The following is a 13,864-nucleotide window of genomic DNA, read 5'->3' as shown; positions in this document are numbered from 1 at the left end:
TCAGCCCTGCTTCAGCTTCTTCTTGAGGTCGTAGAGCGCATCCATTGCCTCGCGCGGGGTCATGTCGTCGAGGCTCATGCCTTTCAGCGCTTCCTCCACCTTCGAGGGGCCACGGCTGGCGTCGTCGCGACGCACCGCCACCTGGAACAGCGGCAGATCGTCGATGAGCTGGCTCGCCGGGTTCTTGCGGTCGGCATCTTCAAGACGCGTCAGCACGTCGCGGGCGCGCGCCACCACCGAGGCCGGCAGGCCGGCAAGCCGGGCGACCTGGATGCCGTAGGAGCGATCCGCAGCACCGGGGCCGACCTCGTGCAGGAAGATCACGTCGCCGTCCCATTCCTTTACGCGCATCGTGGCGTTCGATAGCCGCGCAAGCTTTTCCGAAAGCACCGTCAGCTCATGGAAGTGAGTGGCGAAGAGGCCTCGGCAGCGGTTCGCCTCATGCAGGTGCTCGACGGCTGCCCAAGCGATGGAGAGACCATCGAAGGTCGCGGTGCCGCGACCGATTTCGTCGAGGATGACGAGCGAGCGGTCTGTAGCCTGGTTGAGGATCGCTGCCGTTTCGACCATCTCGACCATGAAGGTCGAGCGGCCGCGTGCGAGATCGTCGGAGGCACCGACACGCGAGAACAGCCGGTCGACAATGCCGATATGGGCGGAGATCGCCGGCACGAAGGAACCCATCTGTGCGAGGATGGCAATCAGCGCGTTTTGGCGCAGGAAGGTCGATTTGCCGCCCATGTTCGGGCCGGTCAGCAGCCAGATCGCGCCATCCTTGCCGTCGGAGACCGGCGAGAGATCGCAGTTGTTGGCGACGAAGGGGCCAGAAGATTGCCGCCGCAGCGCCTGCTCGACGACAGGGTGGCGTCCACCTTCGATCGCAAACATCTTCGAGCCATCGACGAGCGGCCGGCAATAGGCCTGTTCGTCGGCCAGAAGCGCAAGGCCGGCGGCAACGTCGATGACCGCGAGCGCGCGGGCGCCTGCCTTGATTGCCTCGGCCTCGGCGACGACGGCTGATGTCATGTGGTCGAAGGCCGCCAGTTCGATCGCAAGCGCCTTGTCGGCGGCGTTGGCGATCCGGCTTTCCAGGTCGGCAAGCTCGGTCGTGGTAAACCGCATCGCGTTCGCCATCGTCTGGCGGTGAATGAAGCGGCCTTTTGCCTCCGGCGTGTCGGTCATCGGTCCGGCATTGCCGGCAGTGACCTCGATGAAATAGCCGAGGATGTTGTTGTGCTTGATCTTCAGCGATTTGATGCCGGTTTCCTCGGCATATTGCAGCTGCAGGCCGGCAATGACGCGACGCGATTGATCACGCAGCGCCCTGACCTCGTCGAGTTCGGCATTGGCGCCGTCCCGCAGGAAGCCGCCGTCGCGCTTCAATAGCGGCAACTCGTCGCCAAGCGTCTCGGACAGCAGTGCTGAGAGGCCGGAGGGGAGGGCCTGGAGGCTTAAAAGCGCAAGCTGCAGCTCTTCGGGCAGCAGCGCTTCAGCAAGCAGCCGGGCGAGATCGCCCGCGGCATTCAGACCTTGGCGGATGGCGGCGAGGTCGCGTGGCCCGCCGCGGTCGAGCGCCAGGCGCGAGAGCGCGCGCGGCATATCTGGCACATGCTTGAGGTGGTGGCGCAAGTCGCCGCAAAGCGACGGCTCCTCCATCAGGAAGCCAATCGAATCCAGCCGCTCATTGATGCGGACGGGATCGGTCAGCGGCGACATCAGCCGTTCGGCGAGCAATCGTGCTCCGCCACCGGTGACGGTGCGGTCGATTGCCTTCAGCAGCGAGCCGTTGCGGTCGCCTGACAGCGTGCGGGCAAGTTCGAGGTTGGCGCGGGTCGCCGGATCGATGAACAGGGTGGAGGCGCCGCTTTCACGCTCCGGTCGTCCGAGTGGCGGGCGTTCGGCGATCTGCGTTTTCTCGACATAGGCGACGGCCGCCGCCGCAGCAGCAAGCTCGGCGCGCGAGAAGGTGCCAAAGCCATCGAGTGTCGAGACATTGAAATAGCGTGCGATCCGCCCTTCGGCGGTGGCGCTGTCAAAGAGCACGGCCGGCTGCGGAACGGCGGTGCGGCCGAGCACGTCGAAAACAGGCTTCAGGTCAGGATCGTGAAAGATCGTATCCGGCACGATCAGTTCGCGCGGATCGATGCGCAGGATATCGGCAAGCAGTCGCGAGTTTTCGGTCTCGGCCAGCCGGAAAACCCCGGTCGAAATGTCGATCCAGGCAAGCGCCAGCACCGGTTCGGCGCTGCCGCGAATCCGGGTAAGCGCCATCAGATAGTTCGATTCCGATGGCGAAAGCAGCTTTTCCTCGGTGATCGTGCCCGGGGTCACCAGGCGGATGACGTCGCGCTTTACGACCGACTTGGAGCCGCGCTTCTTGGCTTCTGCCGGGTCCTCGACCTGCTCGCAGACGGCAACCCGGAAGCCGAGCGCGATCAGTTTCTGCAGATAGTCGTCGGCCGCATGAACAGGCACGCCGCACATCGGAATATCCTGCCCCATATGCTGGCCGCGCTTGGTCAGCGTGATGCCGAGCGCGCGCGAAGCGTCCAGCGCATCCTCGAAGAACAGTTCGTAGAAATCGCCCATGCGATAGAACAGCAGCGAGTCAGGGTTGTTCGCCTTGATCTCGATGAATTGCTCCATCATCGGTGTCGCCGAGGCGCGGCTTTCTTCCGTGGCCAGCTCGGCAGCCGAAAAGGCTTCTATTCCAGTGTCTATTCGTTCGTTCACGGAGATGCATTTTTTCCAAAAAAGAGGTGCCAACCCTAGCTGCCCACAGCTATAGATGACAACCGCGATTGAGGAAGAGCAAGGCGTCACCCACAAGACGTTGGAGGAAAAATGCCCGATACCGAGAAGAAGCAGCGGCCGGTTACATCAGTGACCGACAACGAGGCTCTTGAGTTCCACGCCATGGGGCGGCCCGGAAAGCTGGAGATCAACGCCACGAAGCCGATGGCGACGCAGCGCGATCTGTCGCTCGCCTATTCGCCGGGCGTTGCAGTTCCGGTGAAGGCAATCGCCGCCGATCCCGCTACCGCCTATGATTATACGACACGCGGCAACATGGTCGCGGTCATCTCCAATGGCACGGCGATCCTTGGTCTCGGCAATCTCGGCGCATTGGCCTCCAAGCCTGTCATGGAGGGCAAGTCGGTGCTCTTCAAGCGCTTCGCCGACGTCGATTCCATCGATCTCGAAGTCGATACCGAAAACGTCGATGAATTCATCAACTGCGTCCGCTTCCTCGGTCCTTCCTTTGGCGGCATCAATCTTGAGGATATCAAGGCGCCGGACTGCTTCATCATCGAGCAGCGCTTGCGCGAGCTGATGGACATTCCGGTTTTCCATGACGACCAGCACGGCACGGCGATCATTGCTGCCGCCGGTCTCATCAATGCGCTGGAATTGACCGGCCGCCACCTGAAGACGACGAAACTCGTCTGCAATGGTGCAGGCGCAGCAGCGATCGCCTGCGTCGAACTCATCAAGGCAATGGGCTTCGCGCCCGAGAATATCGTCCTTTGCGATACCAAGGGTGTGATCTACCAGGGCCGCACCGAAGGCATGAACCAGTGGAAGTCGGCGCATGCGGTCAAGACCAAGGCGCGCACGCTCGAGGAAGCCATGAAGGGCGCGGACGTGGTCCTTGGCCTCTCGCAGAAGGGCGCCTTCTCGGAAAAAATGATCCGCTCGATGGCCGACCGACCGATCATCTTTGCGATGGCCAATCCCGATCCTGAGATCACGCCGGAAGAGGTCGCCCGCATCCGCGACGACGCCATTATGGCAACGGGCCGATCCGACTATCCGAACCAGGTCAACAACGTTCTCGGTTTTCCCTATATCTTCCGCGGCGCGCTGGATGTTCGAGCCACCACCATCAATGACGCCATGAAGATCGCTGCAGTCCAGGCGCTGGCAAACCTGGCCCGCGAGGACGTGCCTGATGACGTCGTTGCCGCCTACCAGGGCAACCGTCCGCGCTTCGGCGCGCAATATATCATTCCGGTACCGTTCGATCCGCGCCTGATCTCTGCAATCCCGGTTGCCGTAGCGCAGGCTGCGATTGACAGCGGCGTCGCCCGCAAACCGATCGCCGACATGGCTGCCTATGCCCGCGAACTTTCCGGCCGCCGAGATCCCATCGCCTCGACGCTGGCGAGCCTCTACGAACGCGTTCGCCGCCGCCCGAAGCGGGTGGTCTTTGCCGAAGCCGAAGAAGAGCAGGTCATGCGTGCGGCAATGTCCTACGCCAACCAGCAGCTCGGCACCGCGATCCTTCTCGGCCGCGAAGACCTGATTCGTGCGACCGCCGAGCGCGCCGGCATCGATCTCAATCGGCCGGGACTGGAAATCGTCAACGCACGCATTTCCACCCGCGTCGAGACCTATATCGACTACCTCTATGCGCGCCTGCAGCGCAAAGGTTACCTGCACCGCGATGCCCAGCGCCTGATCCATCAGGACCGCAACCACTTCGCTGCCTGCATGGTGGCGCTTGGCGACGCCGACGGGATGGTGACGGGCATCACTCGCAACTATTCAACGGCGCTCGAAGATGTGCGCCGCTGCATCGACATGAAGCCGGGGCATCAGGTAATCGGCGTTTCGGTTGCGCTCTGCCGCGGCCGCACCGTCTTTGTCGCCGATACCGCCGTCCACGATATGCCATCGGCCGCCGAGCTCGCCGATATCGCCGTCGAAGCTGCGGGTTTCGCGCGCCGCATGGGTTATCAACCGCGTGTTGCCATGCTTGCCTATTCGACCTTCGGCCATCCCTCGGGCGAGCGCTCCGAGCGCGTGCGCGAAGCCGTAAAGATCCTCGACAAGCGCCGCGTCGATTTCGAGTATGACGGCGAGATGGCGGCCGACGTGGCACTGAACCGCAAGGTGATGGAGCAGTATCCGTTCTGCCGCCTGTCGGGACCGGCGAACGTCCTGGTCATGCCGGCCTTCCACTCGGCCTCGATCTCAACGAAGATGCTGCAGGAGCTCGGCGGTTCGACGGTTATCGGCCCGATCCTCGTCGGCCTCGACAAGGCGGTTCAGATCACTTCGATGGGCGCGAAGGATTCCGACATCGTCAACATGGCCGCAATCGCCGCCTACGCCGGATCATGAAATGGAAATGAGCGGGAGGTGTCCTCCCGCTCCATCCTTCCATCGGTGGAAAAAATCAGCTCGCGAACCGTCCAGCGTCAGCGCCGTAATAGTTCAGGTAGCGATCGGAAATGCTGGCGATCGGCAAAACGATCAGAACATCCGTCGTGTTGAAGGCCTTGTCGACGACGGCCGTCGAGCCGACCATGGCGCCGAGGCGGAGATAGCCCTTGATCAGCGGCGGCAACGCCATCAAAGCTCGCTTCGGATTGACCGCTTCAACCGGCATCAAATCCATGTCGCGTGCCAGGTGCGGAAGGGCGGCAACGGCCCACTCATCCTTGGCGGCAACGTTATGATGCAGGAATGACAGCGCTAGCGCGTGGCTTTCCGGGTGGATGCCGGGGAAGGAGGCGCAGCCGAACATGGCGCTCATGCCATGCTTCAGCGCATACGCCCAATTGCCCTGCCACAAAAGTTCGACGGTGCGCTTGGTGCGGTAGTCGGGCAGCACGCACGAGCGACCGAGCTCCATGAACCGCTTATCCGGATGGCGGGCAATGAGTTCGTCGATCGCGAATTCCGAAGCCGAGTAAAAGCCACCATTCGCCATCGCGACTTCCTGTCGCAGCAGGCGATAGGTGCCGACGATCTGATCCTCGCTGTCGCCCTCGATCGAGCGATCGAGCACCAGGAGGTGGTCGCAGAATGCGTCGTAGGAATCGAAATCACGTTTGCGGCGCATGGCTTCCGGTGAAAGCTGCGCACCCATTTCTTCGACGAAAACCCGGAAGCGAACAGCCTGGGCGGCATCGATCTCGCTGGCTGTGCGGGCAAGCCGGGTCTCGAGATTGCCGATGCGGCCGAGGATATCGCCGTCCTTTGGCGCAAGCGTGCTCGACGGCCGATGAACCTCGGCGACGACGTCACAGTTGAGGGCGTCTACTGACATGGCGATTCTCCCGTTGCCGGCTTTTGACACGCCATAAAACACTTATATGCGACAGGAAAGTGACATCATATACCCGGTCACACGCAAGAAGCGTGCCGGTTGTTTGATGGCTACCGCGCCTCCGCGCGGCGGGCCGAAAGCGCAGCAACAGCTTGGACTTCCGTCAGCAACCTTATCGGGTCAACCGGCTTTACCATGACGCGGTTTGCACCATTCAGCAAGACTTGTCTACGGGATTCGTCGCGCTTGTCGGCCGTCAGTACGATGATCGGGACGGGTGGAACATCGAGCCGCCGTTCATGGCCGCGTAGCCGGCCAAGCATATCGATGCCGTCGCCCCCGGGCATGGAAAGGTCGCTGATGACGATATCGGGGCGCACGCTTCCCTCAGACAGCGCACGGTCGAGGAGCGTTTCGAAATGTTCGACATGCTCGACGGTGTGGCCGGCTTTTTCGAGCATCGCGCGAATGAGCATCGCGTTGATCGGATCGTCTTCCGCCAAAAGGATCCGCAGCCCGCTCTGGATTCCGGCGTCAGGGATGGCAACGCTAAACCCGGGCTGGTTGTCGTTCAGCGCATCGCGCTTCTCCATGCCGCGCATCCGTCCACGCAGGACGTCGATCAGCGACTGCTCGCGCAGCGGCCGTATCAGCCAGGCGTCGAACAGGTCGAGCGGGTGGGCGTTGCGCTCCTCGGGGTTGACCAGAAAGGTCTTGCGCAGGCCCAATGCCGCGATCTCGGCCCGGTCGGCGAGGTGGTCGGCAAACTCCGCCGACATGCGGTGATCGACGATAATGTCGGTTGGGCGGCGGCCGCTTGCGGCCATGGCGAGCAGCATCTCGTGTGCGCTTGCGCCATCTGTGACCAGATGGCAATCGCCGCCGAGTGTTGCGATCGTCTCCGATATCGCCATGCGCGCCGCGCCGGCAGGAGCCAGCAGCAGCACGAGGCTGCCGGCAAGCACGCCATTGCGGCTGCCGCGGCTTTCCTCCGGTATGTCGATCGGAAACCGAATGATGAATTCGCTACCTGTTCCTTTTTCGCTGGCGACCGCAAGGGAACCGCCGAACTCACGCATGATACGCGCGGAGATGGACAGACCTAGGCCCGTCCCAGCACTCCTTTCGATCGGCGTTCCGCCTTGCTCGAACTCACCGAAGACGCGGTTCTGTTCTTCCCGAGTCATACCCGGACCGGTATCGTTGACGCTGATCAGGACGTCGCTGGCCTCCAGCGAGGCTCGCACGAAAACACCGCCTGCCTGGGTGAATTTCACGGCGTTGCCGATCACGTTGAACAGCACCTGACGCAGGCGCGCAGGATCGAAGCTCATCAGTTCAGGCAGGTTGGAGGAAACAGTGGCACCGATCTCGATACCCTTGTCATGGGCACGGTGGGAGAGCATTTCGACGACGCTCTCAAGAAGCTTTCGCAGCGATTCGGCCCGCGGCCGCAGCTGAAAGCGACCGACCTCGATGGTCGAGAAGTCGAGCAGGTCCTCGACCAGCTGTGTCAATGCATAGCCGGATTGGCGGATGCCGGTGAGATAATTCTGCTGTTCCTGCGTCTGTCGGGTTTCGGTCAAGAGATGCGTCATGCCGAGGATGCCGGAAAGCGGCGTGCGGATTTCATGGCTGACTGTGGCAAGCAGGCGTGACTTGGCCGCGCTGTTATACTCGGCCTTTTGCCGAGCCTCCTCGCGAGCCTGTGCCGTCAGCCGCTCTTCGGTGACGTCGCGGGCGATGCTCTGCAGCAACAATCGTCCATCGCCAGGATCGCGGGTAACGACGTCACGCCAGAAGTAGATACGCTGACCTTCGGGCGTCGAGATCTCCACTTCGAAGCGATGCGGTGCAGGGCCGGGACGAAAGGCAATCCCGATCTCCTCACAAGTCAGTCCCTCCGGATTGAGCCTGCCGGTCAGCCGACGAAATACCTCGTTGGCGCCGACGATACGCCGGTCCATGTTGCGGGTGACAGTAATGTCGCCAAGCGCATCATGGATATCGGCGAAGAGAGCTGCCCCCTGGCTCCATGCGGATGAGACGCCGCTCTGATGCTTCCGCGCGGGGCTCTGCCTCGCGGTCGAAAGGACTGCGAGAAGGACGACAAAAGACAATGCGGCAAAGCCTAGGCCGATCGACAGCAACAGCGGGTTGCCCGCCTCGGCCATGGCAACAAGGACAGAGCCGGCAACAACGCCAAGGCCGCCCAACCACCATGACAGCAACGTGCGGCCGACGCGATCACGCTGGAATGGCGAAACGACCGCGGTTTGGGGCGCAACAGCATTCGAAACCCGCTCGCCGTTGCGATGAGCGGTATGCCACCGGAACGCGGCGGCAAGTCTTTCGTGCAATTGACCGAGACCGTGCATGGTCCCGTGATAGCATTGCGGCGGTTCCAAATGCCTTCAGCAAACCGCTAAGATTTTAGCGGTTTGCGTTTTTAGGTTGTATCAGCTCGTCCAGAATCACGCATCCCGCGCCGATCGTGATGAAACTGTCAGCCAGGTTGAAGACGGCAAACGACCATGTCTCGGTATGAAACAGGATGTAGTCGATCACATGCCCGTAGAGGAAGCGATCGATCAGGTTGCCGAGCGCGCCGGCGATGATCAGCGCATAGCCGAGATGAGCAAAGGTCCGTTGCTTGCCGGTGCGATGCCAGAGCCAGATGACGAAAGCAACGATGATCAGGCGCATGCCGACGATGAACCAGCCGTCCATGCCCTCGAGCATCGAAAAGGCGACGCCAAGATTGTAGGTCCGGTAAAGCGCCAGCATCGGCATCAGGTGCACCGGTTCCTGCAGCGGCAGCATGTGGTCGACGACGATCTTGACGATCTGGTCGAGCACGACGGCAATGACGATGAAGATCAGGATCGGCAGCGGCCGGGCAAACAGGGTCGGTCGTTCTAGCGTCTGTTCGGTCATTTGGCCTCGTCGAGTGAGAGGAGATGGCGGCGTGCCTCAAACAGCATGACGGCGCTGGCGACGGCCAGATTGAGCGAGTCGGCGCGGCCCTGCTGCGGAATGCGGGCAAGCGCGTCGGCTTCCTTGGCAAGATGCTCCGGCAGACCGGATTGCTCGTTGCCCATCAGGATGACCACTGGCTTCTTCTTGTAGTCAATCGTCCGGTAGTCGACTGACCCGGCCAGATGCGTGGCGACGACGGAAACGCCGGCGCGGTTCTTCCAGGCAATAAATTCGTCCGCCGTGGCGCGCGCAACGGGAACGGCAAACACCGAGCCCATGGTGGCGCGCACGGTTTCGAGCGAGAACGGATCGGTCGTCTCACCGACGAGGATGACGCCGGAAGCGCCGGCAGCGTCGGCCGTGCGAATGATCGTGCCGAGATTGCCAGGGTCGCGGACGCGGTCGAGCGCAATCCAGGTTTCACCCTGTTTCGGATGGATCTCGCGCAATGGTCTCCAGCGGCTCTCGAAGATACCGACCACCATCTGCGGATTGTCGCGGCGGGTGATCGAGGAAAGCACTTTCTCGCTAACCTCGAGCACCAGTCCACCCGAGGCGACGGTCCTTGCCGCCATCTGTTCGACGAGCGGCTTGCCCTTGGCTGCCTTGGCGTAAACCAGCGTGCGGATCGTCCAGCCGAGCTCGATGGCATCGATCACCAGCTTCAGCCCTTCGGCCATGAAGGTGCCGCTCTGCTCACGCGTCTTCTTGTCGCTGAGCGCCTTGATGTCCTTGATGATGGGATTGGCGAGCGAGGTGACCTCTTTCACGTGCCCGACCTTATGCGGGCCGTGGCCCTTGTGTTCATGGCTCATTTCGGCACCCAGCGGGAGAAGAGGGATGTGGAGAGCGCGCGGCCAGGCGCCTTGCCGTCCATCCCGGCCTCGCGAATGACCAGCTCGCCTGACTCGACGACACCGCCGGCGCCGCGCATCGTCTCGCGCATCAGCTCATGGATCGAATAGAAGCTGGCGCGGATCGAATAGGCTGTCAGCACCAGCCCGACTGCCTTCGGCGAGAGGATCTCGCGACAGATGTCGAGCATGACAGGCAGATGCTCGAAGAGATGCCAGACCTCGCCATTCGGCCCACGGCCGAATTTCGGCGGATCTGTGAGGATGATGTCGTATTTGTTGCCGCGGCGTTCCTCGCGCTGGATGAACTTCATCGCGTCTTCGCAGATCCAGCGAATCGGCGCCTTCTCCAGCCGGCTCAGGGCCTGGTTTTCGCGCGCCCAGCCGATCGCCTTTTTCGACGCATCGACATGCGTAACCTCTGCGCCTGCCGCTGCCGCAACGAGAGAGGCGACGCCGGTGTAGCCGAAGAGGTTCAGCACCTTCAGTGGTCGCCCGGCGGTCTCGACCTGCTGCTTCATCCAGGTCCAGTGGACGATCTGCTCGGGAAAGACGCCGACATGCCGGAAGGAGGTAAAACGGCCAAGGAAATCCACGCCGAGCAGGTTGAGCGGCCAGGTCTCGCCGAGTGCCTCCTTGGGAAAGCGCCAGCGCCCTGTGCCTTCCTCGTCGGTATCGCCGGTGAAGACGGCGTCGACCTTTTCCCAGACCTGCTTTGGCAGAGATGGCTGCCACAGCGCCTGGCCTTCGGGGCGCACGATCCGGTAAGGGCCGTATTGTTCAAGCTTCTCGCCATTGCCGCTGTCGATCAGATGGAAGTCACCCGCGCCAAGGGATTCGAGAATGACGGGAATGCGCTCAGCCGGACGTTCTCCGGTGCGCACCATCAACTGCCGCTCAACCGCCGTCGGCACAGACGCCGGTTCGCGGGCCTTCTCGCGAGCCGGCGCAGGCTTTGCAGCGGGCTTTGTCGGGCGCGGGCTGCGATCGTCGGCGCGGCGTCCGCCGGAGGGGCCGGCGGCGGATTTCTGGCCTGGCCGGCGTTCTTTCTGTCTCAACGTGATTTTCCGCGTGCTTCAATTCGATAGAGCTCGTGCAAATAGCATTCCGTTTCACCTTGGCAAAGCGCTTTCCGGCTGTGATAAATTGAGCCAGGTCGAAATGGGAGGATTTCGGATGGACTTGACCGGCGAAGAACGGATTATGGCGCCGCGGGATGTCGTATGGGCCGCGCTGAATGATCCTGAGATATTGAGGCAGTGCATTCCGGGCTGTCAGAGCCTGGAGATGAAGTCGCCGACCGAGTTGGCGGCGGTGGTTAAGGTGAAGATCGGCCCCGTTTCGGCGACCTTCAACGGCGAAGTCACGCTTTCCAATATCAACGTGCCGGAGAGCTACACGATCTCAGGCGAAGGCAAGGGCGGTATCGCTGGCTTTGCCAAAGGCGGGGCTGATGTCGTGCTCAAGGACGACGGCGGCGAAACGGTCCTGCAGTACGAAGCAAAAGCCCAGGTCGGGGGCAAGATCGCGCAACTTGGAGCGCGATTGATCGACTCGACATCGGCGAAGCTGGCGCAGCAGTTCTTCTCCAATTTCAACGCCGCCGTCAGTGCCAAGGCCGCGGAGTAAGGGTCCGAATTGATAGATTTCTCCGTCATCCAAACGCAGCCGCAATCTGTAAAGTGGACGATCAGACCGCCACGTCCGTCAGACCTGGAAATTCTGGCCGACATTTATCTGGCCGTGCGTCGCGAGACCTTCGTGTGGGTCGATCCCTTAAGCTTCCGTCACGAAGATTTCCAAGCACACACGCAAGGCGAACACCTGTGGCTCGCGGAGGCCCCGAATGGCGAGACCGCGGGCTTCATGACGCTGTGGCCGCCGGACGATTTCATTCACATGCTCTATGTCAGCAAATCCTGGCAAGGGCAGGGTGCCGGTGCCGCGTTGCTCGCGGCGCTGCCGGACTGGCCGCACAACAAGTATCGTTTGAAATGCCTGGTGAAGAACAGCCGCGCGAATGCCTTCTATCGTTCCAAGGGGTTCGTCGCTACGGGATCAGGCACGTCAGCGGAAGGCGATTACGAAGAGATGAGCTTTTATCCGGGTGGATAATCGACCCTCGCCGACTCTACTGCAATTGCGGTTTCTTGAGGAAGGCGTTGCGATCGGCGGACCTGACGCGCAGCCACGCCTCGCGGCCATCGCGCAGTACACGCATCGGGATTTCCGCGCCTGCGGGGCCGCTGCTCCAGACCTTGCGATAGAAATCGGCAAGTCCATCGACTTCGCCATCGCGGATTTCGGAAATGATGTCGCCTCGCCGCAAACCGGCGTCAGCCGCCGGGCTTCCCTCGGCCACGCTCATCACGACCACATCGCCATTGCTTTCCGCGGAGAAGGCGCCGAGCCACGGGCGCGGCGGCTTGTTCACGCGGCCGCGGGTCATTAGATCGTCGAGAATTGGCGGAAGCAGGTTGATCGGCACGATCATGTTGATGTCGGCAACCTCGCCGTTTTGGCTCATCTGCAGGCGCAGGGAGCCGATCCCAAGCAACTTGCCCTCGGCGTCAATGAGTGCAGCGCCTCCCCAGGAGGGATGCGCGGGTGTCGTGAAGATCGCCTCCTCAAGCAGATATTCCCAATAGCCAGCGAACTCCTGCTTTGCCACGATCCTGGCTTCCACGAACTGGCCGATGCCGTCCGCCAGCACGACTGGGTCGCCGAGGCTGGCTCCCGTGCCGTCGCCAAATTCCAATGCAGGCAGGCCGAGGTCGCCCAGCGCCTGAAGCAGGCCGAACCCGGTCTCCTGGTCATAGGCGAGCGGATGGGCTGCGATGACACGCCCGTCAAGCGAGGTCAGCCACACTTCCTCGGCCTCGGTGATCAAATAGCCAATGGTGAGGACCAGTCCAGACTCCCTGATAACGACGCCGCTGCCTTCCCGGCGTGTGCCGAGTGTGCCGGCCGTAAAGGCGTCTTCCGGAATTGAGGAGCTAACGGCCACGACTGACCGCAGGATTTCGTCGATATTCATGGTCTCATCCTCGCAAGGCGCGGCGCGTGTGTCGCGAAACGACTGTGCCTGGCAGACGTGCAGTGGGGCCTATCTCATATAGCTATGGAGGTGGGCTTGTGGCTGCAAGTGCTTGCGCCTCGGAAATTCAGCCTGCGCTCTGGCCTTTGTACGCTGGCGAGCGCGTCACCGCGACGGCAACTGCCCGACAATTTCCTCGGCGCGGGTCTTATGGCGGCCCGCCTCTGCCTGCCAGCGAACGGCTTCCTTGGCCTCGCTGCGAGCGCGCTTGCGGTGTTTGCCCTGGTTTAGCCAGGTGGCGGCCGAGCCAACGACCATGCCGATGATCAGCGCGATGAAGATGAACACAAAGAACGGTGCCGACAGCGAGAGCACCCGGTCTTCCGGCAGGAATGGATTGAAGGCAAGCGTCACAACCTGCCTGTTGGCGACGCAGAAGATGATGAGGATGATTCCGAGTGGCAGAAAAATCAATAGGTTGGTGATCTTCTTCGCCATGCTCGGTCTCCGTATTTCAACGCGCGCCATCTTTGGCGCGTCGCTTTGATCTGGTCAGCAGGATAGTGGGCCGGGAGCCAAGTTCAAGTGCGGTCTTGCCGCACGCAGCCGTGAGGGCGGGATCAATCCTCTTCGTCAGCCTGTCCCGGATTGAGGCGCTCGCGAAGCTCCTTGCCGGTCTTGAAGAAGGGAACCCACTTCTCCTCGACGAAAACGGTATCGCCGGTGCGCGGGTTGCGGCCGGAGCGGGACGGGCGATTTTTTACCGAGAACGCACCGAATCCGCGCAGCTCGACGCGGTTACCCGCCGCGAGTGCGTCGGTGATCTCGTCGAGCACCGCGTTGACGATATTTTCGACGTCGCGATGGTAAAGATGCGGGTTGCGGGCTGCAACTATCTGCACCAGTTCGGACTTGATCACGTTCGCCCCCTTAAAT

Annotated in this window: 12 protein-coding genes; 3 read left to right on the top strand and 9 right to left on the bottom strand. The window is 61.9% G+C overall.

The genetic code is table 11. The annotated features are described in order from the left end of the window. Positions 1–2,733, bottom strand: a complete 2,733-nt coding sequence (gene mutS / locus ATY79_RS12505; RefSeq protein ID WP_088704025.1) for a DNA mismatch repair protein MutS — start codon at positions 2,731–2,733, stop codon at positions 1–3. Between the two features lie 111 nt (positions 2,734–2,844). Between mutS and ATY79_RS12500 the strand changes: the two genes are divergently transcribed. Beyond that, positions 2,845–5,127, top strand: a complete 2,283-nt coding sequence (locus tag ATY79_RS12500; RefSeq protein ID WP_088704024.1) for an NADP-dependent malic enzyme — start codon at positions 2,845–2,847, stop codon at positions 5,125–5,127. A gap of 55 nt (positions 5,128–5,182) precedes the next feature. Here ATY79_RS12500 and ATY79_RS12495 read toward each other — a convergent pair whose 3' ends face one another. From ATY79_RS12495 to ATY79_RS12475, 5 genes are all read right to left on the bottom strand, one after another. Continuing rightward, a complete protein-coding gene (locus tag ATY79_RS12495) occupies positions 5,183–6,058 on the bottom strand; it encodes a GNAT family N-acetyltransferase (RefSeq protein WP_088704023.1) in 876 nt (291 codons plus the stop codon). 110 nt (positions 6,059–6,168) lie between these two features. Beyond that, complete coding sequence (locus ATY79_RS12490; protein WP_088691177.1) at positions 6,169–8,436, bottom strand: ATP-binding protein; 2,268 nt, start codon at positions 8,434–8,436, stop codon at positions 6,169–6,171. 55 nt (positions 8,437–8,491) lie between these two features. Further along, positions 8,492–8,995: a signal peptidase II gene (gene lspA / locus ATY79_RS12485; RefSeq protein WP_088691178.1), complete on the bottom strand. Its 504-nt coding sequence runs from the start codon at positions 8,993–8,995 to the stop codon at positions 8,492–8,494. Then, a complete protein-coding gene (locus tag ATY79_RS12480) occupies positions 8,992–9,852 on the bottom strand; it encodes an RNA methyltransferase (protein WP_088691179.1) in 861 nt (286 codons plus the stop codon). The genes lspA and ATY79_RS12480 overlap by 4 nt, the downstream gene beginning before the upstream one ends. Continuing rightward, positions 9,849–10,949, bottom strand: a complete 1,101-nt coding sequence (locus tag ATY79_RS12475) for a class I SAM-dependent methyltransferase (RefSeq protein ID WP_088691180.1) — start codon at positions 10,947–10,949, stop codon at positions 9,849–9,851. The genes ATY79_RS12480 and ATY79_RS12475 overlap by 4 nt, the downstream gene beginning before the upstream one ends. A gap of 118 nt (positions 10,950–11,067) precedes the next feature. Between ATY79_RS12475 and ATY79_RS12470 the strand changes: the two genes are divergently transcribed. Then, positions 11,068–11,520, top strand: coding sequence for a carbon monoxide dehydrogenase subunit G (locus ATY79_RS12470; RefSeq protein ID WP_088691181.1), 453 nt, complete (start codon positions 11,068–11,070; stop codon positions 11,518–11,520). 9 nt (positions 11,521–11,529) lie between these two features. Beyond that, positions 11,530–12,006 (top strand): GNAT family N-acetyltransferase, encoded by a 477-nt coding sequence (locus tag ATY79_RS12465; RefSeq protein WP_189638014.1) that lies wholly within the window; start codon positions 11,530–11,532, stop codon positions 12,004–12,006. A gap of 16 nt (positions 12,007–12,022) precedes the next feature. Here the strand turns inward: ATY79_RS12465 and ATY79_RS12460 are convergent, their stop codons facing one another. From ATY79_RS12460 to ATY79_RS12450, 3 genes are all read right to left on the bottom strand, one after another. Beyond that, positions 12,023–12,928 carry a S1C family serine protease gene (locus ATY79_RS12460; RefSeq protein ID WP_088691183.1) on the bottom strand — a complete coding sequence of 302 codons (906 nt, stop codon included), beginning with the start codon at positions 12,926–12,928 and terminating at the stop codon, positions 12,023–12,025. Positions 12,929–13,093: 165 nt separating this feature from the next. After that, positions 13,094–13,426, bottom strand: a complete 333-nt coding sequence (locus tag ATY79_RS12455) for a LapA family protein (protein ID WP_088691184.1) — start codon at positions 13,424–13,426, stop codon at positions 13,094–13,096. Between the two features lie 122 nt (positions 13,427–13,548). Beyond that, positions 13,549–13,848 (bottom strand): integration host factor subunit beta, encoded by a 300-nt coding sequence (locus ATY79_RS12450; protein WP_003544934.1) that lies wholly within the window; start codon positions 13,846–13,848, stop codon positions 13,549–13,551. Positions 13,849–13,864: the final 16 nt, after the last annotated feature.

The organism is Rhizobium sp. R693, assembly GCF_002211315.1.
GTDB lineage: Bacteria > Pseudomonadota > Alphaproteobacteria > Rhizobiales > Rhizobiaceae > Rhizobium.
This window is presented reverse-complemented; position numbering and strand designations above follow the sequence as displayed.